The following is a 24,375-nucleotide window of genomic DNA, read 5'->3' as shown; positions in this document are numbered from 1 at the left end:
CGGCCAGTCAACGAGGCGATAATGAATCTTACCAGCATTCCGGCTTTTCAGGATAATTACATCTGGACATTAAATAACGATCGGGGCGACTGCCTGATTGTCGATCCGGGCGAAGCGGCACCGGTACTGACGGCCATGGAAAAAAACCAGTGGCGGCCAGCGGCGATCCTGCTGACGCATCATCATCACGATCACGTTGGCGGCGTGAAAGAACTGCTGCAACATTTTCCCGATCTGGTGGTGTACGGCCCGCAAGAGACACAAGATAAGGGAAGCAATCGGCTTGTCGCTGAGGGTGATAAGGTCGCTATTTTGGGCCTCGAATTTAGTGTGATTGCTACGCCGGGGCATACTTTAGGACATATCTCATACTATAGCGCACCTTACCTTTTCTGTGGTGATACGCTGTTTTCCGGCGGCTGTGGACGTCTGTTTGAAGGTACCCCTCAACAGATGTTCAATTCTTTTCAAAAGCTTAATCAGCTTCCGGGAGAAACGCTGGTGTGCTGCGCGCACGAATATACGTTATCGAATATGAAGTTTGCCTGCTCGCTGCTGCCACAGGATACGAAAATAGCGGGCTATTATCGCGAAATTAAGGAGTTACGTGCAAAAAACGCGGTTTCCTTGCCCGTAACGCTCGCTTTTGAGCGGCAAATAAATGTTTTTCTGCGTACGCAAGATGCTGATTTACAGAAAGTTATTGGCTTCGAAACACCCCCGCAACAAGAATGGCAAGTTTTTGCAACTCTACGCGAGAAGAAAGACCATTTTTGATTTTTCGGGTTGTGTTGAGCAGCCCGAGCACGTATAGTTGCTCGTCTTTTAAGCGAACAATGACACACACATGAAGGCTAAAGCGATATTACTACTCGCCTCGGTCCTGCTGGTGGGGTGCCAGGCGCCTAAGCACGACGCCCCCGAACAGCATGCACAGAGTTTGTCTTCAGCACAGAGCAGTCAGAACGCAGATCGGTTGTTATCGCCACGCTGGCAGGACGATGGGACCAGCCTGACGAAAGATCAGGATCTGTGGAATTTCATTAGCGATGAGCTGAAGATGAAGGTTCCGGAAAACCCCCGGATACGCGAACAAAAACAAAAGTATTTAAGAAACAAGAGCTATCTCCACGATGTAACGTTACGGGCTGAGCCGTATATGTACTGGATTGTCGAGCAGATTAAGCAACGTAAGATGCCGATGGAACTGGTACTATTACCCATAGTGGAGAGCGCTTTTGATCCTCATGCGACCTCTTCTGCCAATGCCGCAGGCATCTGGCAGATCGTGCCGCAGACGGGGCGTAATTATGGTCTTAAGCAGAACCAGTGGTATGACGGTCGTCGCGATATTGTCGCCTCTACCAAAGTCGCACTGGATATGATGCAGCGGCTGAACGGGATGTTCGGCGGTGACTGGCTGCTGACCGTGGCCGCGTACAACAGCGGCGAAGGCCGCGTGCTGAAAGCGATAAAAAGCAACAAGGCTCGCGGTAAGGCAACGGATTTCTGGTCGCTGTCGCTTCCGCATGAAACCACGGTTTATGTGCCGAAGATGCTGGCGTTAAGCGAGCTGTTGAAAAACAACAAGCGTTACGGCATCCGTCTTCCGGAACCTAACGAAACCCGTGCGCTGGCGCGTGTTGAAGTGGGTCAGCAGATTGAGCTGACGCAGGCGGCGGAAATGGCCGGCATGTCGCTGAACAAGCTGAAGAGCTTTAATACAGGCTACAAGCGCGGGATGACGGCGCCTAACGGCCCGCACTATATCATGGTGCCGAAGTCGCACGTGGCGCAGCTGCGCAACTCCCTGGCAACAGGCGATATCGCGGCGGTGCAGCCAACGGCGCTGGCCAGTACCAGCACCTCTTACAAGGTGCGTAATGGTGATACCCTGTCAGGCATTGCAAAACGCCTGAACGTGTCGGTGAAGACGCTACAGCAGGCTAATAACCTGCGCGGCGTGAACATCAAACCGGGGCAGACGCTCAGCCTGGGCGGCGGCGAAAGCGCAGCCAGACTGGCCGATAATGGCAACAGCATCACCTATAAGGTTCGTAAGGGTGATTCTCTGGCCAGCATCGCAAAACGTCACGGCGTGAACACGAAAGATCTGCTGCGCTGGAACAGCGGCGGTTCGGCGAATATTCAGCCCGGCGACAGGCTGACGCTATTTGTCACCAACAACGCCACGCCTGACAGCTAAAGCTCAGTTTAAAAACCAGTCTTCGGACTGGTTTTTTTATGCCCGACATTTCCCGCTCCCCTCTCCTGTGCTTTACTGCCCCTCTGTCCAACGATCCTGAGGCCGCCATGACGAATGATCTGGTTGCGCTGCTGAACCAGCATCGCCTGATTGAACTGAGCCACGTTTATGAAGAAGGCATGCCGGTCTGGCCCGGTGACGGGCGCTTTTTCATGAGCAGCGCAGAGACATTCGCCGCAGGCGACGGTAACTATAACTGTCAGCTGAGCTTCGGCGATCATTGCGGCACGCATATAGACGCGCCGGCACATTTTATACCGGGCGGAAAATGCATTGATAAGGTTGATATTTGCCAGCTGACCGGGCGTGGTCGCTGTCTGGATATGACCCATTTGCCGCAGAACAGCGCGATTACTCGTGCGACGATCGCGGACTGGGAAGGCAGATACGGCGAAATAGCGGCAAAGGATATCGTCCTGTTTCATACGGGCTACGATAAAAAGTGGCGTTGCCGTCCCGATCATACCGCGTTTATGAACGGCTGGCCGGGGCTGTCAGCCAGAGGCGCAGATTACCTGTTGGGAAAAGGCGTTACGGTTTTCGGTACCGATGCGATGTCGCTGGATGATGCAGGCAGCAAAGATTATCCGGCTCATCAGGCGATACTAAGTGCCGGAGGCCTGATCGTTGAAAGCCTGGCAAACCTTTACAGCCTGCCGACGGCTTTTACCTTTATCGCTCTGCCTTTGCGCATCAAAGGCGGCTCCGCCTCGCCCGTTCGCGCTGTGGCTCTGGTACAGGATTAAGGCTTAAACTCAACCAGTAAAGGGTTATGGTCGGAAGCACGCGTCACCAGTACGGAGGCCTCCGCTACGCCCATATCGCGGTAGAAAACGAAGTCCAGCGGCCTGCCAAAGGCTTTACGGCGATGGTCGTCGGTAAAGTTGACCTCGTGCAGCCCCATATTATGGGCAAAGGTATAAAGCGCATTGATCCGCTGGCGGCTCCAGGCATTAAAATCCCCGGCCATAATCACCGGCCCTTTATGGTGAATAATCTGTTCGCCTATAGGGCCAAGCTGCTTGCTGTATACGTCGATCCCCAGGCTAAAGTTGACCGCATGGATATTCACCACCATCAGCATCTTGCCGTCCGGTAGCGGATAGGCGGTGACAAGGGCTGATTTAGCCAGCCGCAGCAGCGGTTCACGTTCGCGCAGCGGATAACAGTAGACGGGATGCGCAGCGGCCAGCGTCATCACGCCGGAAGGATGCTGCGGCAGGACGAATGCCGGTACCTGATCCGCCGCCAGATAGTTACTGGTGGCAAAACGGATCAGCTCTGGGGTCGTCTGCGCTTCCTGTAGCAATACCAGCTGAGCGTCTTTACCGAAGTTTTGTAATACCGAAAGCCATTCGGCGCGCTGCTGTTTAAATATGTTCCATACCAGCACCCGTAGAGTAGCGTGCTCTGTCAGCGGCGCACCGGGCGGTAACGCTTTGCCCATATGCAGCATAGCGCCCGGCGGAAAAATACGTTCCGCTGGCTGCCCTGCTACATATCTCATGGCATAAGTTTTTTTCCGCACGTTAGCGTCTGACCTCTGCGTGTTGATCAATGATCCTGCATTCAGTTATAGGGACTTTATGGCCGGGTTTCAATCGGAGGCGCCTAATAAGTGCCAGCTGAAGGTAAGCAAATACAAACTTTTGGTTGTCCGCCGCCTTTAACTGTAGCCGATTTAACGCGCCGGCTCCGGTTATGTATCTGATAGCGTTCATAACAGGACAGAGATCCGACTGTTTACAGGCCAGACGAGCACCGGGCATTTTCAGACAACGCCACAGGGATGCTTTATTGCTGTCAACGCACTGACAGAGGCCAGTCAGCCTCACCCGTTGTCTGGCTTCCCCTGCTTCCTCATGCTTTAATTACCGCCTGCAGGCTCCAAAAAAAGCATTACGTTCAGGAAGCAGTCATGAAGGCAAACTCAGAGGAACTGGCGATTTTTGTCGCCGTGGTGGAAAGCGGCAGTTTCAGCAAGGCCGCCGAGCGGCTGAAAATGGCAAATTCTGCCGTTAGCCGTGCGGTAAAAAAGCTGGAAAACAAGCTCGAGGTAGAGCTACTGACACGCACCACCCGACAGATTAAATTAACCCAGGAAGGCGAAGCCTACTTCAAGCGCGTTCAGGCGATTCTTCAGGAGATGTCCGCAGCGGAAAACGAGCTGGCAGAACGAAAAAGGCTGCCAAAAGGGTCACTGCGTATTGATGCTGCTACGCCGGTGGTTCTGCATCTGTTAATGCCGATGATTAAACCTTTTCGGGAGCGCTTTCCTGAAGTCACCCTCTCTCTGGTTTCATCCGAAACTTTTATCAATCTGATTGAACGTAAGGTAGATATCGCTATCCGTGCCGGTAATCTTACTGATTCCAGCCTTCGCGCGCGCCTGCTGTTTAATAGTCGACGTAAAATAGTCGCCAGCCCTGGCTGGCTGCAACAGTTCGGCACGCCGCAAACCGTAGAGGATTTGGCACAGCACGACTGTCTGGGCTTTGTTGAACCCCTGAGCTTGAACCGTTGGCCCATTGGTAATGCAGACGGGCAGCTTTATGACATTACGCCCGCCAGTACCTCAAACAGCGGCGAGACGCTCAGGCAGCTGTGCCTGGCCGGTAACGGCATTGCCTGCCTGTCGGACTTTATGATCAATAAAGATTTAAACGATGGTTCGCTGATAGAGGTTATGGCCGACAGGCTTGTGCCGGTAGATATGCCATTTAACGCGGTTTACTATGGGGATCGCTCGGCTAACTCACGCGTTCGCTCTTTTATTGATTTTGTCAGCGAATGGCTCAGGCAACATCCGCTTTAAAGAAAAAAGATAGTCGAAGGCTGGCCTGTCCAGGAAGGGATAATGGCAGAACACAGGCAGGCCGGCTGACCAAAACTTATACGCAAAAAAAAGCCCTGAGCGTTAGCTCAGGGCCTTATATAAAGTGGCGGAACGGACGGGGCTCGAACCCGCGACCCCCTGCGTGACAGGCAGGTATTCTAACCAACTGAACTACCGCTCCACCGATTCTGTACTGAACTCAGAATGTTGCTTCCGATCTCAGGTGTTTCGCCCTTTCCACGTCACTGGAAGGTCTGAGCGCAAACGGTTTACTCACGTTTACTGCTCTTAATTGATGCCTGGCAGTTCCCTACTCTCGCATGGGGAGACCCCACACTACCATCGGCGCTACGGCGTTTCACTTCTGAGTTCGGCATGGGGTCAGGTGGGACCACCGCGCTAAAGCCGCCAGGCAAATTCTTTTACCGCACTCAAGCCATATTAGTGGTGCTGATACCCAGAGTCGAACTGGGGACCTCACCCTTACCAAGGGTGCGCTCTACCAACTGAGCCATATCAGCACGCTTATTACTTACAGTAAGCGGAATAGTCACGCTTAATGCTTAATTTGATGCCTGGCAGTTGATGAACCTTTGTTCACCCTACGGGCCGTTGCATCGCAACGTTCAAACTTCGCCTTACGGCTTGTTTGTCCTACTCTCTGAGAGTAGTGAACTGCCTCGTAATACCAGTTTACTGCTTAAATTGATGCCTGGCAGTTCCCTACTCTCGCATGGGGAGGCCCCACACTACCATCGGCGCTACGGCGTTTCACTTCTGAGTTCGGCATGGGGTCAGGTGGGACCACCGCGCTAAAGCCGCCAGGCAAATTCTGTTTCCCCCGCCGCCCTGAGGCCGCGCGGGTTTATCCGTGAACAGGCTGAAAATGTTGCGTCTCTCATAACGCTTACCAGAACGCTTCTGGTGTTGTAAGGTTAAGCCTCACGGGTCATTAGTACCGGTTAGCTCAACGCATCGCTGCGCTTACACACCCGGCCTATCAACGTCGTCGTCTTCAACGTCCCTTCAGGTGGCTTAAAGCCACAGGGAGAACTCATCTCGAGGCAAGTTTCGCGCTTAGATGCTTTCAGCGCTTATCTTTTCCGCACTTAGCTACCGGGCAGTGCCATTGGCATGACAACCCGAACACCAGCGGTGCGTTCACTCCGGTCCTCTCGTACTAGGAGCAACCCCTCTCAATTCTCCAGCGCCCACGGCAGATAGGGACCGAACTGTCTCACGACGTTCTAAACCCAGCTCGCGTACCACTTTAAACGGCGAACAGCCGTACCCTTGGGACCTACTTCAGCCCCAGGATGTGATGAGCCGACATCGAGGTGCCAAACACCGCCGTCGATATGAACTCTTGGGCGGTATCAGCCTGTTATCCCCGGAGTACCTTTTATCCGTTGAGCGATGGCCCTTCCATACAGAACCACCGGATCACTATGACCTGCTTTCGCACCTGCTCGAGCCGTCACTCTCGCAGTCAAGCCAGCTTATGCCATTGCACTAACCTCACGATGTCCGACCGTGATTAGCTGACCTTCGTGCTCCTCCGTTACTCTTTGGGAGGAGACCGCCCCAGTCAAACTACCCACCAGACACTGTCCGCAGCCCGGATTACGGGCCTACGTTAGAACACCAGCCATTAAAGGGTGGTATTTCAAGGACGGCTCCACGCGGACTGGCGTCCACGCTTCGAAGCCTCCCACCTATCCTGCACATCAAGGACCAGTGTTCAGTGTCAAGCTGTAGTAAAGGTTCACGGGGTCTTTCCGTCTTGCCGCGGGTACACTGCATCTTCACAGCGATTTCAATTTCACTGAGTCTCGGGTGGAGACAGCCTGGCCATCATTACGCCATTCGTGCAGGTCGGAACTTACCCGACAAGGAATTTCGCTACCTTAGGACCGTTATAGTTACGGCCGCCGTTTACCGGGGCTTCGATCAAGAGCTTCTCCTTGCGGATAACCCCATCAATTAACCTTCCGGCACCGGGCAGGCGTCACACCGTATACGTCCACTTTCGTGTTTGCACAGTGCTGTGTTTTTAATAAACAGTTGCAGCCAGCTGGTATCTTCGACTGGCCTCGGCTCGGGGAGCAAGTCCCTCCACCTACGCGCCAGCGTGCCTTCTCCCGAAGTTACGGCACCATTTTGCCTAGTTCCTTCACCCGAGTTCTCTCAAGCGCCTTGGTATTCTCTACCTGACCACCTGTGTCGGTTTGGGGTACGATTCCGTGTTACCTGGAGCTTAGAGGCTTTTCCTGGAAGCAGGGCATCTGTTGCTTCAGCACCGTAGTGCCTCGTCGTCACGCCTCAGCCTTGAAGTGTTCCGGATTTGCCTGGAACACAAGCCTACACGCTTAAACCGGGACAACCGTCGCCCGGCCAACATAGCCTTCTCCGTCCCCCCTTCGCAGTAACACCGAGTACAGGAATATTAACCTGTTTCCCATCGACTACGCCTTTCGGCCTCGCCTTAGGGGTCGACTCACCCTGCCCCGATTAACGTTGGACAGGAACCCTTGGTCTTCCGGCGAGCGGGCTTTTCACCCGCTTTATCGTTACTTATGTCAGCATTCGCACTTCTGATACCTCCAGCAGACCTCACAGTCCACCTTCGACGGCTTACAGAACGCTCCCCTACCCAACAACGCATTCGCGTCGCTGCCGCAGCTTCGGTGCATGGTTTAGCCCCGTTACATCTTCCGCGCAGGCCGACTCGACCAGTGAGCTATTACGCTTTCTTTAAATGATGGCTGCTTCTAAGCCAACATCCTGGCTGTCTGTGCCTTCCCACATCGTTTCCCACTTAACCATGACTTTGGGACCTTAGCTGGCGGTCTGGGTTGTTTCCCTCTTCACGACGGACGTTAGCACCCGCCGTGTGTCTCCCGTGATAACATTCTTCGGTATTCGCAGTTTGCATCGGGTTGGTAAGCCGGGATGGCCCCCTAGCCGAAACAGTGCTCTACCCCCGAAGATGAGTTCACGAGGCGCTACCTAAATAGCTTTCGGGGAGAACCAGCTATCTCCCGGTTTGATTGGCCTTTCACCCCCAGCCACAGGTCATCCGCTAATTTTTCAACATTAGTCGGTTCGGTCCTCCAGTTAGTGTTACCCAACCTTCAACCTGCCCATGGCTAGATCACCGGGTTTCGGGTCTATACCCTGCAACTTAACGCCCAGTTAAGACTCGGTTTCCCTGCGGCTCCCCTATACGGTTAACCTTGCTACAGAATATAAGTCGCTGACCCATTATACAAAAGGTACGCAGTCACCCCCATAAAGAAGGCTCCCACTGCTTGTACGTACACGGTTTCAGGTTCTGTTTCACTCCCCTCGCCGGGGTTCTTTTCGCCTTTCCCTCACGGTACTGGTTCACTATCGGTCAGTCAGGAGTATTTAGCCTTGGAGGATGGTCCCCCCATCTTCAGACAGGATATCACGTGTCCCGCCCTACTCTTCGAACCCACAATAAGCATGCCTTTGTGTACGGGAGTATCACCCTGTACCCTGCGACTTTCCAGACGCTTCCACTGACACACAAACTGATGATGGTTCCGGGCTGTTCCCCGTTCGCTCGCCGCTACTGGGGGAATCTCGGTTGATTTCTTTTCCTCTGGGTACTTAGATGTTTCAGTTCCCCAGGTTCGCCTTGCAGCACTATGTATTCATGCTGCAATGATGCACAAGTGCACCGGGTTTCCCCATTCGGGTATCGTCGGTTGTTGCGGTTCATATCACCTTACCGACGCTTATCGCAGATTAGCACGCCCTTCATCGCCTCTGACTGCCAGGGCATCCACCGTGTACGCTTAGTCACTTAACCTCACAACCCACAAGCGTCCCGAAAGACGGTTGTCAGCTGCAAGCATTTGAGAGACTCGAACATATCGTTGACTTCATTCTTATTACGGAGAATGAAAACGACATGTCGTTTCAATTTTCAGCTTGTTCCGGATTGTTAAAGAGCAAATATCTCAAACGTGACTCAGGCTTAAAGCCGGAATCAATTTTGAGATACGGTTGATAATGTCTTTCACTCATTATCAGATATGGCGTCCCCAAGGGGATTCGAACCCCTGTTACAGCCGTGAAAGGGCAGTGTCCTGGGCCTCTAGACGATGGGGACACAAAAATTGCTTAACCAGTCGCAGACTGGTTATTTTGTGTAAAGGTGAAGATTTGCTGGCAAATCTGTGCGACAAATTTACTTGTCACAGAACCCTACTCAAAAGACGCATTGCTCGTTACTTTTCTATCAGACAATCTGTGTGAGCACTACGCACGAAGGTATCTTCAGGTAAGGAGGTGATCCAACCGCAGGTTCCCCTACGGTTACCTTGTTACGACTTCACCCCAGTCATGAATCACAAAGTGGTAAGCGCCCTCCCGAAGGTTAAGCTACCTACTTCTTTTGCAACCCACTCCCATGGTGTGACGGGCGGTGTGTACAAGGCCCGGGAACGTATTCACCGTGGCATTCTGATCCACGATTACTAGCGATTCCGACTTCACGGAGTCGAGTTGCAGACTCCGATCCGGACTACGACGCACTTTATGAGGTCCGCTTGCTCTCGCGAGTTCGCTTCTCTTTGTATGCGCCATTGTAGCACGTGTGTAGCCCTGGCCGTAAGGGCCATGATGACTTGACGTCATCCCCACCTTCCTCCGGTTTATCACCGGCAGTCTCCTTTGAGTTCCCGACCGAATCGCTGGCAACAAAGGATAAGGGTTGCGCTCGTTGCGGGACTTAACCCAACATTTCACAACACGAGCTGACGACAGCCATGCAGCACCTGTCTCAGAGTTCCCGAAGGCACCAAAGCATCTCTGCTAAGTTCTCTGGATGTCAAGGCCAGGTAAGGTTCTTCGCGTTGCATCGAATTAAACCACATGCTCCACCGCTTGTGCGGGCCCCCGTCAATTCATTTGAGTTTTAACCTTGCGGCCGTACTCCCCAGGCGGTCGACTTAACGCGTTAGCTCCGGAAGCCACTCCTCAAGGGAACAGCCTCCAAGTCGACATCGTTTACGGCGTGGACTACCAGGGTATCTAATCCTGTTTGCTCCCCACGCTTTCGCACCTGAGCGTCAGTCTTTGTCCAGGGGGCCGCCTTCGCCACCGGTATTCCTCCAGATCTCTACGCATTTCACCGCTACACCTGGAATTCTACCCCCCTCTACAAGACTCTAGCCTGCCAGTTTCAAATGCAGTTCCCAGGTTAAGCCCGGGGATTTCACATCTGACTTGACAGACCGCCTGCGTGCGCTTTACGCCCAGTAATTCCGATTAACGCTTGCACCCTCCGTATTACCGCGGCTGCTGGCACGGAGTTAGCCGGTGCTTCTTCTGCGGGTAACGTCAATCGACGCGGTTATTAACCGCATCGCCTTCCTCCCCGCTGAAAGTACTTTACAACCCGAAGGCCTTCTTCATACACGCGGCATGGCTGCATCAGGCTTGCGCCCATTGTGCAATATTCCCCACTGCTGCCTCCCGTAGGAGTCTGGACCGTGTCTCAGTTCCAGTGTGGCTGGTCATCCTCTCAGACCAGCTAGGGATCGTCGCCTAGGTGAGCCGTTACCCCACCTACTAGCTAATCCCATCTGGGCACATCCGATGGCGTGAGGCCCGAAGGTCCCCCACTTTGGTCCGAAGACGTTATGCGGTATTAGCTACCGTTTCCAGTAGTTATCCCCCTCCATCGGGCAGTTTCCCAGACATTACTCACCCGTCCGCCACTCGTCACCCAAGAAGCAAGCTTCTCTGTGCTACCGTTCGACTTGCATGTGTTAGGCCTGCCGCCAGCGTTCAATCTGAGCCATGATCAAACTCTTCAATTAAAAGTTCGATTTGCTGCAACAAGTGCAGCGATGCTCAAGTGTAAAACGTCATAATGAATTTCATTATGTGTTCACTCTTAAGACTTGATATTTTTTTGCGTCCGGAGACGCTGATATCAATCCTGCGAGTGCCCACACAGATTGTCTGATAAATTGTTAAAGAGCGTTGCGGCCAGTGCTTTCGCTTCCTGCCGCGAGGTGGCGTATATTACGCTTTCCTCCTTCAGAGTCAACCTCTTTTTCAGAAGTTTTTCTCCGGCGATTCAGCTTCCTGAACCTCCTGAGCCGCTGGCCTGTAAGCCGTTGTGCCGTCTCAGTGGTTGCGCATTATAGGGAGGCGCCGCGGAAAGGCAAGCGTAAAAATGAACTTTTTTATCGTTCGCTCTATTTTTGCTCGCAACGCTGCTTTTTAGCGCTTTTTGATGCGCGAAGGCAGGTCAGCAAGGCTATCTATCACCCAATCTGCTGCATTTTCGCCCTCTTCCGTTACCGGCTTGCCGCTGCGCACTAATACCTTTGTGCCTACACCTGCCGCTTTACCTGCCAGCAGGTCATCAATTTTGTCGCCTACTATATAAGAAGCCGCCATATCGATATTCAGCTCTTTTTGGGCAGAGAGCAGCATGCCCGGCTGCGGCTTACGGCAGTCGCATTCCTGACGATACTCTTCCACTACGCCTTCCGGATGGTGAGGACAATAATAGATGCCGTCCAGGTCGACTTCGCGATCGGCCAGCGACCAGTCCATCCACTCCGTTAACTGCATAAAGGTATCTTCCGTAAAGAGGCCGCGAGCGATACCAGATTGGTTGGTGACCACCACCAGCGCGAAACCCATTTTTTTCAGTTCCTGCATCGCTTCGATAACACCGTCGATAAACTGAAAGTTGTCGATCTCATGGACATAGCCGCGATCGATATTCATGGTACCGTCACGGTCGAGAAATATTGCGGGGACTTTGTTCGTCACGTGGAAACTCCTGCTACTAATGTTAAGACAGAGTATCGCACGTTTGTATCCGCAGAGAGAATGCCCCTTAAGCGCGCATTGATTGATTCAGACGTCTGGATGCCTTACCATCCACTCGCAGCTCTCTGCAGGAAAGTGCAGACGAATATTTGCCACGGCCCACTCTATTACGATAATAAAATGATAAAACTTCAAAATATCAGCAAAGTGTTCCGACAGGGCACCCGCACTATTACCGCGCTGACGGATGTCAGCCTGGAAGTGCCCGCCGGACAAATTTATGGCGTAATCGGCTCGTCCGGCGCCGGGAAAAGCACGCTTATCCGCTGCGTGAATCTGCTTGAGCGTCCTACCTCAGGCACCGTGTTAGTGGATAGCCAGGATTTAACCGCCTTTTCAGAAAGCCAGCTGACCCAGGCGCGCCGCCAAATCGGTATGATCTTCCAGCACTTTAACCTGCTGAACTCCCGTACCGTTGCGGGCAATGTCGCGCTGCCGCTGGAGCTGGGCAAGCTTTCCCGCAGCGAGATCGACTCGCGGGTTAACGAGCTGCTGGAACTGGTTGGTCTGGCGGATAAAAAGGACGCCTGGCCTGCCAATCTTTCCGGCGGACAAAAGCAGCGCGTCGCTATCGCCCGCGCGCTGGCCACCAATCCTAAAGTGCTGCTGTGCGACGAAGCCACCAGCGCCCTCGATCCGGCGACGACCAGAGCGATTCTGGAGCTGCTGAAAGATATCAACCGTCGCCTGGGGATCACTATCCTGCTAATCACCCATGAAATGGACGTGGTGAAACGCATCTGCGATCGCGTCGCCGTGATCAGCAACGGCAAGCTGATTGAACAGGACACGGTCAGCGAAGTCTTTTCTCATCCCAAGACGCCGCTGGCACAGCAGTTTATTCAGTCCACGCTGCATCTGGATATTCCGGAGGATTATGCCGCGCGGCTGTCGGCAACGGCGAAACCGGAAAGCGTCCCTTTATTACGTCTGGAATTTACCGGCAAGTCCGTAGATGCTCCGCTGCTGTCGGAAGCAGCCCGCCGTTTTAACGTTAACAACAATATTATCAGCGCGCAGATGGATTACGCGGGCGGCGTTAAGTTCGGCATTATGCTGACGGAAATGCACGGCGCAGCGGCTGATACGCAGACAGCAATCGCTTTTCTGCAGGAACACCATGTAAAGGTAGAGGTATTAGGTTATGTCTGAGGCAATGATTCTGCTGCTCTGCCGTGGCGTATGGGAAACGCTGGTCATGACTTTTGTTTCCGGTTTCTTTGGCTTCGTGCTCGGCCTGCCGCTTGGCGTGCTGCTGTACGTAACGCGTCCGGGCCAGATTATCGAAAACCGCGGGCTGTATCGCTTTTTATCCGCGCTGGTGAATATTTTCCGCGCCATTCCTTTTATTATCCTGCTGGTCTGGATGATCCCGTTTACCCGCATGATCGTCGGCACCTCGATTGGCTTACAGGCGGCTATCGTACCGTTAACCGTCGGCGCCGCGCCTTTTATCGCGCGCATGGTAGAGAACACGCTGCTGGAGCTGCCGCATGGCCTGATTGAGGCCTCGCGGGCGATGGGCGCGACGCCGTTGCAGATCGTGAAAAAAGTGCTGCTGCCGGAAGCCCTTCCCGGCCTGATTAATGCGGCGACCATTACGCTTATTACCCTGGTCGGCTATTCGGCCATGGGCGGCGCCGTCGGCGCGGGCGGTCTGGGACAAATCGGTATTCAGTATGGTTATATCGGCTACAACGCCACCGTGATGAATACCGTATTGGTGCTGTTAGTGGTTCTGGTTTATTTGATTCAGTTCTGTGGCGACCGCATTGTTCGTGCTGTCACCCACAAGTAAATAACGCTTCTTACAGATTAAGGAAAGGATATGTTTAATTTTAAAACGATTGCCGCTGTGGGTGCGCTGATTGGTTCGCTGGCGCTGGTCGGGTGCGATCAGAAAGAGAAGGATCCTAACCATATTAAGGTCGGCGTGATTGTAGGTTCCGAGCAGCAGGTTGCCGAAGTCGCCAAAAAGGTCGCCAAAGATAAATATGGTCTGGATGTAGAGCTGGTCACCTTTAATGATTATGTCCTGCCGAACGAAGCGTTGAGCAAGGGCGATATCGACGTTAATGCTTTCCAGCACAAGCCTTATCTGGATCAGCAGATCAAAGATCGCAACTATAAGCTGGTGCCTGTTGGCAGCACCTTCGTTTATCCAATTGCGGGCTACTCGAAAAAGATCAAGTCGCTGGACGAGCTGCAGAATGGCGCGCAGGTTGCCATTCCGAACGATCCCACTAATCTTGGCCGCTCACTGCTGCTGCTGCAGAAAGTAGGTCTGATTAAGCTGAAAGACGGCATCGGCCTGCTGCCGACCGTGCTGGACGTGGTAGAAAACCCGAAAAACATTAAGCTGGTTGAGCTGGAAGCGCCGCAGCTGCCACGTTCACTGGACGATCAGCAAATTGCGCTGGCGGTGATCAACACTACCTATGCCAGCCAGATCAACCTGACGCCGGCCAAAGACGGCATCTTCGTTGAGGATAAAGATTCTCCTTACGTGAACCTGATCGTAGCGCGTGAAGATAACAAAGATGCTGAAAACGTGAAGAAATTCGTTGAAGCCTATCAGTCCGACGAAGTCAGCGAAGCGGCTAATAAGATTTTCAACGGCGGCGCGGTGAAAGGCTGGTAATTTCCTTTCAGTACCACACTATTCTGGCGGTCACCTGGCCGTCACCTCAGCAAAGCGGGCAATAGCCCGCTTTGTTCATTTATGCGCGCTTGTTATTTGCCGCCGGGCTTGCTTCAATAACGCCTCTTTTACCGACAATGAGGATGTTCCCATGCGTGTTGTACCGCTCTGTTTGTTAGCCCTTTCGCTGACAGGGTGTTCATTGCTGCATAAGCCTTATAAGCCCGTAGAGCCTTTTAAGCAGCCTGCACAAACTGAGCCAGTCAGGAGCAAACCCGCGCCGCGTCCCGCACCGGTAAAACTTTACAGCGACGCCAGCGATCTGGTCAGCAAGCCTTTCCGCGATCTGGGCGAAGTCTATGGCGAAGATTGCCAGAGCAGCAGACAAAGCTCGCCGCCGGCTATCGCCACCGCCCGTAAAAGAATGCAGATCCGCGCCTCCGCGATGAAAGCCAATGCGGTGCTGCTGCACAAGTGTGAAATCGTCACCAATTCCCAGGGCTGCTACCGCCAGGCGGTGTGCCAGGGTTCGGCCCTGAAAGTCAGCGGCCAATGAGTTTTACCTTCCAGCCAATTGGCACTATCCATTCGCCGTGGAAAGAGAAGTTCGCGGTTCCGCGTCAGCCAGGCCTGATCCAGGACGGCGGCGGCGAGCTGCGGCTGCTGTCGCCCTATAATCAGCCGGAAGCGGTGCGCGGGCTGGAAGCGTTCAGCCATCTGTGGCTGCTGTTTGTGTTTCACCAGACGATGGCAGGCGGCTGGCGACCCACCGTTCGCCCTCCCCGGCTGGGCGGCAATGCGCGCATGGGCGTCTTCGCCACCCGATCCACCTTTCGTCCCAACCCGATCGGCATGTCGCTGGTAGAGCTGAAGGGCATCCGGACAGGAAAAGGCGAAGTTGTGCTGGAACTGGGCAGTCTGGATCTGGTTGACGGCACGCCGATAGTGGATATCAAGCCCTACCTGCCTTTCGCCGAGTCGATCCCTGCCGCGCGCGCGGGCTTCGCGCAGGAAGCGCCGGAAGCCGCCATGCCGGTAGCGTTTTCGCCGCAGGCTGTCCAGCAGATTGCGCAGCACGGCGCGCGCTATCCGCATCTGCAACGTTTTATCGCCGAAGTGCTGGCCCAGGATCCGCGTCCGGCCTACCGCAAAGGCGAAGAGCCGGAACGGGAATACGCCGCCTGGCTGCTGGATTTCAACGTGCGCTGGCGCGTCGACGCCTCCGGCACGCTGGTGACCGCCGTAGAGCGTCGTTAATTTATCTTCTGTCTCTTTTGAGTCTCTGACCACGCTGGTACACTAGCCGCCAGCAATTATTTAGCCTGGCTTAATGTAGCTTTCTGCTTAACTGGAATCGTAACTCATGCGTACTACTCAATATCTGCTCTCCACCCAGAAGGAGACGCCTGCCGACGCTGAAGTGATCAGCCACCAGCTGATGCTGCGCGCCGGAATGATCCGCAAACTGGCTTCCGGGCTGTATACCTGGCTGCCAACCGGCCTGCGCGTTCTGAAAAAAGTCGAAAACATCGTGCGTGAAGAGATGAACAACGCCGGTGCTATCGAAATCTCTATGCCGGTCGTGCAGCCCGCCGATCTGTGGCAGGAAAGCGGACGCTGGGAGCAGTACGGACCGGAGCTGCTGCGCCTGGTCGATCGCGGCGACCGCCCTTTTGTACTTGGCCCGACGCACGAGGAAGTGATCACCGATCTGATCCGCAACGAGCTGAGCTCTTATAAGCAGCTACCGCTGAATCTTTTCCAGATCCAGACCAAGTTCCGCGATGAGGTACGCCCTCGCTTTGGCGTAATGCGCTCGCGCGAGTTCATCATGAAAGATGCCTATTCGTTCCATACTTCGCAGGAATCGCTGCAGGCGACCTACGATGATATGTATCGCGCTTACAGCCAGAGCTTTGCGCGCATGGGCCTGGATTTCCGCGCCGTGCAGGCCGATACCGGCTCCATCGGCGGCAGCGCCTCGCATGAGTTCCAGGTGCTGGCCGAGAGCGGCGAAGACGATATCGTGTTCTCTACCGGCTCCGACTACGCGGCGAATATCGAACTGGCCGAGGCCGTTGCGCCAGCCGGCAGCCGTGCAGACGCCACCCAGCCAATGGTGGAAATCGACACGCCGAACGCGAAAACCATCGCGGCGCTGGTTGAACAGCATAAGCTGCCGATTGAGAAGACCGTGAAGACGCTGCTGGTACAGGCAACCAAAGAGAGCGGCCATTCGCTGGTTGCGCTGATTGTGCGCGGCGACCATGAGCTTAACGAAATCAAAGCCGAAAAAATTGATATCGTCGCCGCGCCGCTGACCTTTGCAAGCGAAGAGGATATTCGCGCGGCAACGGGCGCAGGCCCTGGCTCCCTTGGCCCGGTCGGCCTGACGCTGCCAATCGTGGTTGACCGCACCGTCGCGATGATGAGCGATTTCTGCGCCGGCGCGAACCAGGACGGCAAGCACCTGACCGGCATCAACTGGCAGCGCGATCTGCCGCTGCCGCGCGTGGCCGATCTGCGCAACGTGGTGGAAGGCGACGCCAGCCCGGATGGAAAAGGCACGCTGCTGATCAAGCGCGGCATCGAAGTCGGTCATATCTTCCAGCTCGGCACCAAGTATTCCGAAGCGATGAAAGCGTCCGTGCAGGGCGAAGACGGCCGCAATCAGGTGCTGACCATGGGCTGTTACGGCATCGGCATCACGCGTATCGTGGCTGCCGCTATCGAGCAGAACCATGACGAGCGCGGCATTATCTGGCCTGCGGCGCTGGCGCCGTTCCAGGTGGCTATTCTGCCGATGAATATGCACAAATCCTTCCGCGTGAAGGAGCTGGCGGAAGAGCTGTACGCTCAGCTGCGCGCTAAAGGCATCGACGTGATCCTTGACGATCGCAAAGAGCGTCCTGGCGTGATGTTTGCCGATATGGAACTGATTGGCGTGCCGCACACCGTCGTCATCGGCGACCGTAATCTCGACAGCGAGGAAGTGGAGTACAAATCCCGCCGCGCGGGCGAGAAGCAGATGATTAAAACAGGCGAAATCCTGGATTTCCTGCTGGCCGAAATCAACAAGTAGTCGTCAGGCGGCGGGCGTTCTGTCCGCCGCTTCAGCTGCCCGTTTCTACCGGCGCCAGCCGATAGTTCAGCGTGGTCGATAGCGCTTCGCCGCTCGCGTCCGTCATCTCCAGCCCGCTGTCGCGCGGCCGAAAATAGCGCTTCTCTCCCTGATCCGATACCAGCACCAGTTTTTCCGCCGTGCGCGACCAGTGGCCCTGCTGCTGATTTTCAACGTGTTCGTCGGTCAGATAGCGCTCCTGCAAACGGTAGCGCCCGCCCTGCTCTAAAGAGAGCGTGACCTGGATGCCTTCACAGTCGGCGCAGGGAATAACGCCGCGATAGTTCTGCACCTGTGCCTCGCGCGGCTGCACCGTTGCCGCCGCATCGTAGTTCTGACAGCCCATCAGCGGGCCAAAGAACAGCGATATCACCAGAACAATCAGAACCTTTTTCACTTTCCCTCCTCTGTCATACGATCAGTCAGGCACGCGTCGCATTTTGCCGCGCAGCGATTTGGTGGTGGCTTTGCGCGCCTTGCCCTCCAGCCGCCGCTTTTTAGACGCCAGCGTGGGCCGCGTGGCCCGCCTTGTTTTTTCGACTACCGTCAGCTCCTGGATCAGGTTTTCCAGCCTTTTCAGCGCCGCTTCACGATTCATCTCCTGGCTGCGATACTCCTGCGCCTTGATAATCACTATCCCTTCCGGCGTAATCAGATGGTGACTGGCCGACAGCAGCCGCTCTTTATAAAACTCCGGCAGGCTGGAGGCGCGAATATCAAACCGTAAATGGATCGCCGTAGAGCTTTTATTCACGTTCTGACCGCCGTTCCCCTGCGCTCGGATAGCGGTTAATTCCAGCTCGCTATCGGGAATGGTCGCGTGGCGTGACAGGACGATCATGCCGGTTTACCGTCGAGCAGCCAGTCGGTAAAGCGCAGTTCCAGATGCTGCTGCTCGTCGGAAAGCCAGATGGTGCCGTCCTGAATGGTCGCCTGGAGCGTCATGGAGCGTGAGGCAAGCTGCGTCAGCGCCTTCAGCTGCTCATCATCCAGGAAACGCACGGTCAGGTTCGCCTGCTGAAGCTTATTCTGGTTTTGCAGCCACCAAATCTGCGCGGCGCGGGCGTTATAAGTATACAAGTATACGCGGGCTGCGCGATTGCACGCTTTTTTTAACCGCCGCTCGTCCGGCAGCCCCAGCTCTATCCAGACCTCAATGCCGTTGTGATCGTTCATCAGCCAGATTTCCGGCTCGTCTTCCGCGCTCAGGCCGCGCGTAAAGGTCAGCCTTTCATGCGCGTTAACCAGCCATGCCAGCAGACGCAGCATCAGCCTTTCTTCCGTTTCGGAAGGATGTCGGGCCAGCGTCAGCACGCTGTCCAGAAACACGTTTTTGTCCATATCGGCCACGTTGACGGTGGCTTTATAAATTGTCGCTTTAAGTGCCATGGTATTCCTTATAGTCGTTGTCGGGCATTGTAACCCGTGCGGGCAGCAAATCACGCTCCGCCTGGCTGATTTCCCGTGAAATCCTGTGTTATAGTCGTCAGGTCGCCAAAGAAAATTCTTGAGGTGCATGTGCAAAAGTATTGTGAATTAGTTCGTCGTAAATATGCTGAAATCGGCAGCGGCGATCTGGGATACGTGCCGGACGCGATAGCTTGCGTTTTAAAAGCACTGAATGAGGTAGCCGCAAATCCTGAGCTACACTCTTCAATCAGGGAACAGGCAGCTTTTGCTGCTGCTAACTTATTGGTGAGCGATTATGTTGACGAATGAATACCAACCGATCAACTGCGATGATTACGACAATCTGGAACTTGCCTGCCAGAAACAGCTGACGCTGGCGCTGGCGCTGAAGGACGGCGAGCAGTTGAAGGCAAAGGCCATAGATATGCTGTTGCGCAAGAAGGTGGAATACCTGGTCGTCGATCTCTCAGGCGAGATCCGCGAGCTGCGTCTGGATCATATCGCCAGTTTCAGCCACCCTGAACTGGGTACCGTCGTGGTCAGCGAGTCTGACTAACCCCCAATCGGGCGGAAGCTATTCCGCCCTCCGTCGTCAGGGCTTCAGGCCCGCATAGTAAGCCGCCAGATCCGCCATATCCTCATCGCTCAGTCCCGCTACGAAAGCTTTCATCACCTCTGCCTGGCCGCCGCTGCGCTCGCCTTTTTGATAGGCGTGGAGCGAGTGATCGAGATAGTCTGCATTCTGGCCCGCCAGATTGGGATACAGCGACACGGCGGCTTTGCCTGCGGCGCCGTGACAGCCCTGACAGCTGGCGGCTTTTTGCTGGCCGCTCTGCGCGTTGCCCGCCAGCGCGGGGAAACTGATCGCCAGCAGCAGCGCCGACGCGATTACTTTTTTCATTGCTCATCCTGTTGCCAGCTGATTTGCCAGCCGGGTTGCTCTTTCGGATCGCCTTCACGGGTAACAAAGACGCCCACGGCGGCAATCAGCTGATTGCCATAAAACAGCAGCGGCGTGCGCTCGCGCAGCCACGGGGCCACACCAAGCTCCTGCCAGATTTTTTTTATCGGCCGACTGCCCGCGCGTCCGACAATATGTATTTTCCCCTGCGCCTGGAAGCGCACGCTGACCGCCTCGTCAGCCTGCGGCACCCGCACTTTTGTGCCTGTGTCACCGCGTACCAGCCTGCCCATTTTAGCCGGCAGCGCCAGCGATAAAGACGTCAAAGGCCAGGCAAGCACCTCATCACGGACAGATACGGCGACCGGTAGCCAGTACAGGCGGCCGCGAAAGCGCCGGATTTCAACATTGCCCAACAGCAGGCGCGGCTCCGCATCTTCACGGCTACAGGCCACTTCCTGCCAGATACGCGCCAGCGCATCCCGCGAAGGCATCAGCCCCTGATGCTGCGCTATCCAGCGTCGCAGCAGCGCGGCGCGTCGGCTGTCGCTCATCGCGGCCAGCGGCGCTATCGCCAGCGCGCCCTTTTCATCCATTAGCGAACGGAGCGATTCAGCCAGCAGCTCATCCAGCAGCTGTTCCTGCTCGCCGCACAGGGCCGCGCTGCGCGCCGCCGCGCGGGCAAAATGAGGCCAGCGCGCGCTCAGTTCGGGCAGAATAACCTGACGCAGGAAATTACGGTCGTAGCGCGTATCCTGATTGCTGTCGTCCTCAACCCAGCTCAGCTGATGTTCTGCCGCCCACTGCTCCAGCTGCGCTCGCGTCTGCGTCAACAGCGGCCGCAGGTGCAGATGTGAATCAAGTCTGACGCTGACGGGCATAGCGGCCAGCCCGGCCGGCCCGCTGCCTCTTTTCAGCGCCAGCAGCAGCGTTTCGCACTGATCGTCCAGATGCTGCGCGGTCAACAGACATTCGCCGGGCTGAAGGTGCTGACGAAACGCCTGATAGCGCGCCTCGCGGGCAGCCGCCTCTATGCCTTTTTCCCGCCCGTCGACCTGCACATACACCACTTCCAGCGCCACCTGCCAGCGCGCGCACTGCTGCCGACAGTGCGTCGCCCAGCTTTCCGCCAGCGGATTAAGGCCGTGATGAATATGAATGGCGCGTAAAGTGAGGGCGTGCTGCTGACGCAGGCAGACCAGCTGGTGCAGCAGCACGCTGGAATCCAGGCCGCCGCTGAAGGCCACCAGCAGCTGCCGTTGTCCGGCAAGATGGTGTTGAAGATCGGACAGTGACATGCAAATCCCTGAAGCAAAAAGGCCCGGCCGACAGCGGCCAGGCGCTATTTTACGCCTGATACAGCTCCAGCGGCAAACCGTCCGGATCTTTAAAGAAGGTATAGCGCTTGTCGGTCAGCGGATCGACGCGGATCGCCTCGCAGCTGACGCCCTTCTCTTCAAGATGCTGCTTTGCCGCCTCGATATCCTCCACGCTGAACGCCAGATGGCGCAGGCCGCAGGCTTCCGGGCCGTCCGGCCGCGCAGGCGGAAAAGGAAACGAAAACAGTTCAATAGCGTACTCGCCGTTCAGCGCCAGATCGCCTTTCCAGGAATCCCGCGCTTCCCGATACACTTCACCCATCAGCGTAAAACCCAGCACGTCGCAATAGAAAGCCTTACTGGTTTCATAATGGCTGGCGATAATAGCGATATGGTGCACTTTCCTGATAAACATGTCTTTCTCCTGAATAAAAGCTTCCGGCTACCTTACGCAGACCGGAAGCACAGGACAATGGCACAATTCCGGAACTACGCTTTCAGCACGCGAACCAGATACTGCCCTTCGTCGGTCAGGGTGGCGCCATGAATATCGGTTTCGAAACCGGGATAGTGACGACCGATGGTGCAGAGCATCAGCAGGAAGTCGAGCACCGCGCGGCTCTCTTCGGTGATCATCTCGCCCGGCATCACCACCGGCACGCCCGGCGGATAAGGCAGGATCATATTGGCCGATACTCGCCCGACTAATTTGCTGAGGTCTACCGTTTCCACATTGCCTTTCACCTGCTGCTGGAACATCTGGTGCGGCGTCAGCTTCATTTCCGGCAGCTTATCGAAGGCCTGAAGCATCAGCCTTGGCAAATCGTGATCGCGGATCAGATTATGAATGCCCTGGGCCAGCGTCTGAATGCGCATATTGCGATAAAACTCCGGCGCCTGCGCATAAAGATCCGGCAGCATGTTTCTGACCCGCAGATTAAGGTCGTAAGCGCGCTTGAACTCGGTCAGGCCGCGCAGCACGCTCATCGCCTTGGTTTTATCAATGCCGATGCTGAACAGGAACAGCAGATTGTAAGGCCCGGTTTTTTCCACCACCACGCCGCGCTCGTCGAGGTATTTCGCCACCAGCGCCGCCGGGATCCCTTCATCCGCCATCACGCCCTGCTCGCTCATGCCCGGCGTCAGGATCGTTACCTTAATAGGATCGAGGTACATATGATCGGCATCGGCATCGTTAAAGCCGTGCCAGTCTTCCTCGCCCGGCTGGATCGGCCAGCACTGCGGCTCGTCGACGCCTTCCGGCTGCCAGATATCGAAGAACCAGCCTTCGGATTCTTCTCGCAGCCGCTGAACTTCGCGCCGGAAATGCAGCGCGCGCTCTACGGAGCGATTAATCAGCCGCTTGCCCGGATTGCCGCGCAGCATCGCCGCCGCCGTTTCTATCGACGCCACGATGGGATAGTTCGGCGAGGTGGTGGTGTGCATCATATAGGCTTCATTAAAGGTTTGTTCGTCGTACTCCCCTTTAATATGGATCAGCGAGGCCTGCGAAAAAGCGGCCAGCAGCTTATGGGTGGACTGGGTTTCGTAGATGATCTTACCCGGCGTGCGGTCGCCGCTCATGCCGCTCAGCCCGTTATAGATAGGATGGAAATTGGTGTACGGCACCCAGGCGGAATCAAAGTGGATCGACGGCACGTCCAGCGTCTCTTTGATGTAGCGGGTGCTGTAGAGCAGCCCGTCATAGGTGGAATTAGTGATAACCGCGTGCACCGGCCAGCTGGCGCGTTCGGTCTGCTCCACCTTTTGCGCTATGCTCTCGCGGGTAAACTCCCGCTTAGGGATGCCGCCAAGAATGCCCAGCGCGTTGCGCGTTGGCTTCAGCCAGATGGGTACGATATCGCTCATCATCAGCAGGTGCGTTAAGGATTTATGGCAGTTGCGATCGATCAACACCGTGCTGCCCGACGGTGCGGCGTACATGCCGACGATTTTGTTGGAGGTCGAGGTGCCGTTGGTCACCATATAGCTTTGCTCGGCGCCGAAGGTGCGGGCGACATACTCTTCCGCCTCCAGATGCGGGCCGGTGTGGTCAAGCAGCGAGCCCAGCTCCGTGACCGAAATCGACACGTCCGCTTTTAACGCGTTGCCGCCGAAGAAATCGTAAAACAAACTGCCGACCGGGCTTTTCTGAAACGCGGTGCCCGCCATATGGCCCGGCGTGCAGAAGGTATATTTCCCTTCTTTCACATAGGTGAACAGGGCCTTCGTCAGCGGTGGTGTAATGGTATCGATATATTCATTGGTGTACTGGCGGATACGCTGCCCGATATCTTCCGCCGCGCCCAGACCATATTCAAAAAACCAGATGGCCATGCGCATCTGATTAACGCTGACGTCCATCGTCGAGTGCGTATTAATAAACGCGTACAGCGGCAGATATTCATTCAGCTGATTTATTTCGCTGCACAGATCGAAGCCGTGCTCGTCCCAGTCGAAAATTACGCCGCAGATACGCGGATTGTGTTCAATCAGCTTGAGCAGATCGCCAGCGTCTTTAGGATAAATAGTTTGAAAACCCTGGGCGGCCAGCGCGCCATCCAGTTCGCGGATGGGTTCATCCTTATAGAACGCGTGGTGCGGTCCCATAATCGCGATAATATTCAATGCGGACTCCTTACAATAACGGCAAGGGGTAAGCATAGCGAAGTTGAACAGCGGAGGCAGAAAAATCGCCTCCGCCGGGGTTAGCTCCTGTCGCGCACCTCTTCGGAAGGCGCATTGGCCCGTACGGACTTAATGCCGTTCAGCGCGCCCTGCTTGCTGGCGTACATCTCGCTGGTGGCGATAATTTCATGATTGTTGGCGACCAGCACAAAATACCAGGGCTGATCCGTCTGCTTGTCTGATTTTCTTACTTCGTAGTGACCCATATTTCCCTCCTGTTTTTACTGTTCCTGACGCTATAACAAACAGCTTCGCTCACGGAATCAAGCCAAAACATTAGAAAAGTTGATCTGTTTAACTTTTTATTA

General features: G+C 55.2%; 22 protein-coding genes, 3 tRNA genes and 4 rRNA genes. 12 read left to right on the top strand and 17 right to left on the bottom strand.

Translation table 11 applies throughout. The annotated features are described in order from the left end of the window. The first annotated feature begins 21 nt into the window (after positions 1 to 21). From gloB to ACVWZ0_RS04430, 3 genes are all read left to right on the top strand, one after another. Positions 22 to 777 (top strand): hydroxyacylglutathione hydrolase, encoded by a 756-nt coding sequence (gene gloB / locus ACVWZ0_RS04440; protein WP_253455356.1) that lies wholly within the window; start codon positions 22 to 24, stop codon positions 775 to 777. 70 nt (positions 778 to 847) lie between these two features. After that, on the top strand, positions 848 to 2,206 hold the full coding sequence (gene mltD, locus ACVWZ0_RS04435) for a murein transglycosylase D (protein WP_125288908.1): 1,359 nt from the start codon (positions 848 to 850) through the stop codon (positions 2,204 to 2,206). Between the two features lie 107 nt (positions 2,207 to 2,313). Continuing rightward, a complete protein-coding gene (locus ACVWZ0_RS04430; protein ID WP_253455357.1) occupies positions 2,314 to 3,012 on the top strand; it encodes a cyclase family protein in 699 nt (232 codons plus the stop codon). Here ACVWZ0_RS04430 and ACVWZ0_RS04425 read toward each other — a convergent pair. Further along, positions 3,009 to 3,794: an endonuclease/exonuclease/phosphatase family protein gene (locus ACVWZ0_RS04425; RefSeq protein ID WP_253455358.1), complete on the bottom strand. Its 786-nt coding sequence runs from the start codon at positions 3,792 to 3,794 to the stop codon at positions 3,009 to 3,011. The two genes, ACVWZ0_RS04430 and ACVWZ0_RS04425, sit on opposite strands and share 4 nt — an antisense overlap. A 390-nt stretch (positions 3,795 to 4,184) precedes the next feature. Here ACVWZ0_RS04425 and yafC point away from each other — a divergent pair, with 390 nt between their 5' ends. After that, on the top strand, positions 4,185 to 5,081 hold the full coding sequence (gene yafC, locus ACVWZ0_RS04420) for a DNA-binding transcriptional regulator YafC (RefSeq protein ID WP_253455359.1): 897 nt from the start codon (positions 4,185 to 4,187) through the stop codon (positions 5,079 to 5,081). Between the two features lie 125 nt (positions 5,082 to 5,206). On the opposite strand, the gene ACVWZ0_RS04415 is transcribed toward yafC, so the two are convergent. The 8 genes from ACVWZ0_RS04415 to gmhB form a co-directional block, all read right to left on the bottom strand. After that, positions 5,207 to 5,283, bottom strand: a tRNA-Asp gene (locus tag ACVWZ0_RS04415). 116 nt (positions 5,284 to 5,399) lie between these two features. Continuing rightward, a 5S ribosomal RNA gene (gene rrf / locus ACVWZ0_RS04410) occupies positions 5,400 to 5,515 on the bottom strand. A 32-nt stretch (positions 5,516 to 5,547) separates the two neighbouring features. Continuing rightward, a tRNA-Thr gene (locus ACVWZ0_RS04405) sits at positions 5,548 to 5,623 on the bottom strand. Between the two features lie 189 nt (positions 5,624 to 5,812). Then, positions 5,813 to 5,928 (bottom strand): 5S ribosomal RNA (rrf, locus tag ACVWZ0_RS04400). A 105-nt stretch (positions 5,929 to 6,033) separates the two neighbouring features. Beyond that, positions 6,034 to 8,940: ribosomal RNA gene (locus tag ACVWZ0_RS04395) — 23S ribosomal RNA — on the bottom strand. A 227-nt stretch (positions 8,941 to 9,167) separates the two neighbouring features. Then, positions 9,168 to 9,243, bottom strand: a tRNA-Glu gene (locus ACVWZ0_RS04390). A gap of 172 nt (positions 9,244 to 9,415) precedes the next feature. Further along, positions 9,416 to 10,957, bottom strand: a 16S ribosomal RNA gene (locus ACVWZ0_RS04385). The 16S, 23S and 5S rRNA genes sit together here with 3 tRNA genes alongside, the layout of an rRNA operon. Before the next feature lie 409 nt (positions 10,958 to 11,366). After that, on the bottom strand, positions 11,367 to 11,927 hold the full coding sequence (gmhB, locus tag ACVWZ0_RS04380) for a D-glycero-beta-D-manno-heptose 1,7-bisphosphate 7-phosphatase (RefSeq protein WP_253455360.1): 561 nt from the start codon (positions 11,925 to 11,927) through the stop codon (positions 11,367 to 11,369). A 180-nt stretch (positions 11,928 to 12,107) separates the two neighbouring features. On the opposite strand from gmhB, the gene metN reads away from it, so the two are divergent. The 6 genes from metN to proS all read left to right on the top strand — a co-directional run bounded on the left by metN (position 12,108) and on the right by proS (position 17,710). Further along, entirely contained in the window at positions 12,108 to 13,139 is a 1,032-nt protein-coding gene (gene metN, locus ACVWZ0_RS04375) for a methionine ABC transporter ATP-binding protein MetN (protein ID WP_253455361.1), read from the top strand. Then, complete coding sequence (locus tag ACVWZ0_RS04370; RefSeq protein ID WP_253455362.1) at positions 13,132 to 13,785, top strand: methionine ABC transporter permease MetI; 654 nt, start codon at positions 13,132 to 13,134, stop codon at positions 13,783 to 13,785. Before metN ends, ACVWZ0_RS04370 begins: the two co-directional genes overlap by 8 nt. A gap of 30 nt (positions 13,786 to 13,815) precedes the next feature. After that, on the top strand, positions 13,816 to 14,628 hold the full coding sequence (locus ACVWZ0_RS04365) for a MetQ/NlpA family lipoprotein (protein ID WP_253455363.1): 813 nt from the start codon (positions 13,816 to 13,818) through the stop codon (positions 14,626 to 14,628). A 151-nt stretch (positions 14,629 to 14,779) separates the two neighbouring features. Beyond that, positions 14,780 to 15,184 carry an Rcs stress response system protein RcsF gene (gene rcsF / locus ACVWZ0_RS04360; protein ID WP_253455364.1) on the top strand — a complete coding sequence of 135 codons (405 nt, stop codon included), beginning with the start codon at positions 14,780 to 14,782 and terminating at the stop codon, positions 15,182 to 15,184. Further along, positions 15,181 to 15,885 (top strand): tRNA (N6-threonylcarbamoyladenosine(37)-N6)-methyltransferase TrmO, encoded by a 705-nt coding sequence (gene tsaA / locus ACVWZ0_RS04355; protein ID WP_253455365.1) that lies wholly within the window; start codon positions 15,181 to 15,183, stop codon positions 15,883 to 15,885. Before rcsF ends, tsaA begins: the two co-directional genes overlap by 4 nt. A gap of 106 nt (positions 15,886 to 15,991) precedes the next feature. Continuing rightward, on the top strand, positions 15,992 to 17,710 hold the full coding sequence (gene proS, locus ACVWZ0_RS04350; RefSeq protein ID WP_253455366.1) for a proline--tRNA ligase: 1,719 nt from the start codon (positions 15,992 to 15,994) through the stop codon (positions 17,708 to 17,710). Between the two features lie 31 nt (positions 17,711 to 17,741). Here proS and ACVWZ0_RS04345 read toward each other — a convergent pair whose 3' ends face one another. Genes ACVWZ0_RS04345 through ACVWZ0_RS04335 form a run of 3 tightly spaced genes read right to left on the bottom strand, consistent with a single transcriptional unit; the run spans position 17,742 to position 19,138 of the window. Further along, a complete protein-coding gene (locus ACVWZ0_RS04345) occupies positions 17,742 to 18,146 on the bottom strand; it encodes a copper resistance protein NlpE N-terminal domain-containing protein (RefSeq protein WP_253455367.1) in 405 nt (134 codons plus the stop codon). A gap of 21 nt (positions 18,147 to 18,167) precedes the next feature. After that, positions 18,168 to 18,590, bottom strand: coding sequence for an alternative ribosome rescue aminoacyl-tRNA hydrolase ArfB (arfB, locus tag ACVWZ0_RS04340; protein WP_253455368.1), 423 nt, complete (start codon positions 18,588 to 18,590; stop codon positions 18,168 to 18,170). After that, positions 18,587 to 19,138: a YaeQ family protein gene (locus tag ACVWZ0_RS04335; protein ID WP_253455369.1), complete on the bottom strand. Its 552-nt coding sequence runs from the start codon at positions 19,136 to 19,138 to the stop codon at positions 18,587 to 18,589. Before ACVWZ0_RS04335 ends, arfB begins: the two co-directional genes overlap by 4 nt. Positions 19,139 to 19,267: 129 nt before the next feature. On the opposite strand from ACVWZ0_RS04335, the gene ACVWZ0_RS04330 reads away from it, so the two are divergent. Both ACVWZ0_RS04330 and rof read left to right on the top strand, forming a co-directional pair. Then, positions 19,268 to 19,468 (top strand): YaeP family protein, encoded by a 201-nt coding sequence (locus ACVWZ0_RS04330; protein WP_125290532.1) that lies wholly within the window; start codon positions 19,268 to 19,270, stop codon positions 19,466 to 19,468. Continuing rightward, positions 19,455 to 19,715, top strand: coding sequence for a Rho-binding antiterminator (rof, locus tag ACVWZ0_RS04325; RefSeq protein ID WP_301289610.1), 261 nt, complete (start codon positions 19,455 to 19,457; stop codon positions 19,713 to 19,715). The genes ACVWZ0_RS04330 and rof overlap by 14 nt, the downstream gene beginning before the upstream one ends. A 36-nt stretch (positions 19,716 to 19,751) precedes the next feature. On the opposite strand, the gene ACVWZ0_RS04320 is transcribed toward rof, so the two are convergent. The 5 genes from ACVWZ0_RS04320 to ACVWZ0_RS04300 form a co-directional block, all read right to left on the bottom strand. Further along, on the bottom strand, positions 19,752 to 20,060 hold the full coding sequence (locus ACVWZ0_RS04320) for a c-type cytochrome (RefSeq protein WP_253455370.1): 309 nt from the start codon (positions 20,058 to 20,060) through the stop codon (positions 19,752 to 19,754). Then, positions 20,057 to 21,358 (bottom strand): tRNA lysidine(34) synthetase TilS, encoded by a 1,302-nt coding sequence (gene tilS, locus ACVWZ0_RS04315; RefSeq protein WP_253455371.1) that lies wholly within the window; start codon positions 21,356 to 21,358, stop codon positions 20,057 to 20,059. Before tilS ends, ACVWZ0_RS04320 begins: the two co-directional genes overlap by 4 nt. A 49-nt stretch (positions 21,359 to 21,407) precedes the next feature. Then, positions 21,408 to 21,794: a VOC family protein gene (locus ACVWZ0_RS04310; protein ID WP_125290528.1), complete on the bottom strand. Its 387-nt coding sequence runs from the start codon at positions 21,792 to 21,794 to the stop codon at positions 21,408 to 21,410. A 74-nt stretch (positions 21,795 to 21,868) separates the two neighbouring features. Then, on the bottom strand, positions 21,869 to 24,007 hold the full coding sequence (locus ACVWZ0_RS04305) for a lysine decarboxylase LdcC (protein WP_253455372.1): 2,139 nt from the start codon (positions 24,005 to 24,007) through the stop codon (positions 21,869 to 21,871). Between the two features lie 80 nt (positions 24,008 to 24,087). Beyond that, on the bottom strand, positions 24,088 to 24,273 hold the full coding sequence (locus tag ACVWZ0_RS04300; protein WP_125290526.1) for a YegP family protein: 186 nt from the start codon (positions 24,271 to 24,273) through the stop codon (positions 24,088 to 24,090). Positions 24,274 to 24,375 lie beyond the last annotated feature (102 nt).

It is taken from the genome of Erwinia sp. TECH1, from assembly GCF_054057575.1.
Note: the sequence above shows the minus strand (reverse complement) of the source record. Positions and strands in the feature narration are given on the sequence as shown.

Bases quoted from the DNA above. Each gene is read 5' to 3' on its own strand.
- proS (WP_253455366.1), top strand. From the start codon at position 15,992: ATGCGTACTACTCAATATCTGCTCTCCACCCAGAAGGAGACGCCTGCC.
- rof (WP_301289610.1), top strand. From the start codon at position 19,455: ATGTTGACGAATGAATACCAACCGATCAACTGCGATGATTACGACAAT.
- tsaA (WP_253455365.1), top strand. From the start codon at position 15,181: ATGAGTTTTACCTTCCAGCCAATTGGCACTATCCATTCGCCGTGGAAA.
- ACVWZ0_RS04320 (WP_253455370.1), bottom strand. From the start codon at position 20,060: ATGAAAAAAGTAATCGCGTCGGCGCTGCTGCTGGCGATCAGTTTCCCC.
- mltD (WP_125288908.1), top strand. From the start codon at position 848: ATGAAGGCTAAAGCGATATTACTACTCGCCTCGGTCCTGCTGGTGGGG.
- yafC (WP_253455359.1), top strand. From the start codon at position 4,185: ATGAAGGCAAACTCAGAGGAACTGGCGATTTTTGTCGCCGTGGTGGAA.
- ACVWZ0_RS04370 (WP_253455362.1), top strand. From the start codon at position 13,132: ATGTCTGAGGCAATGATTCTGCTGCTCTGCCGTGGCGTATGGGAAACG.
- metN (WP_253455361.1), top strand. From the start codon at position 12,108: ATGATAAAACTTCAAAATATCAGCAAAGTGTTCCGACAGGGCACCCGC.
- ACVWZ0_RS04310 (WP_125290528.1), bottom strand. From the start codon at position 21,794: ATGTTTATCAGGAAAGTGCACCATATCGCTATTATCGCCAGCCATTAT.
- ACVWZ0_RS04430 (WP_253455357.1), top strand. From the start codon at position 2,314: ATGACGAATGATCTGGTTGCGCTGCTGAACCAGCATCGCCTGATTGAA.
- rcsF (WP_253455364.1), top strand. From the start codon at position 14,780: ATGCGTGTTGTACCGCTCTGTTTGTTAGCCCTTTCGCTGACAGGGTGT.
- ACVWZ0_RS04335 (WP_253455369.1), bottom strand. From the start codon at position 19,138: ATGGCACTTAAAGCGACAATTTATAAAGCCACCGTCAACGTGGCCGAT.
- gloB (WP_253455356.1), top strand. From the start codon at position 22: ATGAATCTTACCAGCATTCCGGCTTTTCAGGATAATTACATCTGGACA.
- arfB (WP_253455368.1), bottom strand. From the start codon at position 18,590: ATGATCGTCCTGTCACGCCACGCGACCATTCCCGATAGCGAGCTGGAA.
- tilS (WP_253455371.1), bottom strand. From the start codon at position 21,358: ATGTCACTGTCCGATCTTCAACACCATCTTGCCGGACAACGGCAGCTG.
- ACVWZ0_RS04300 (WP_125290526.1), bottom strand. From the start codon at position 24,273: ATGGGTCACTACGAAGTAAGAAAATCAGACAAGCAGACGGATCAGCCC.
- ACVWZ0_RS04365 (WP_253455363.1), top strand. From the start codon at position 13,816: ATGTTTAATTTTAAAACGATTGCCGCTGTGGGTGCGCTGATTGGTTCG.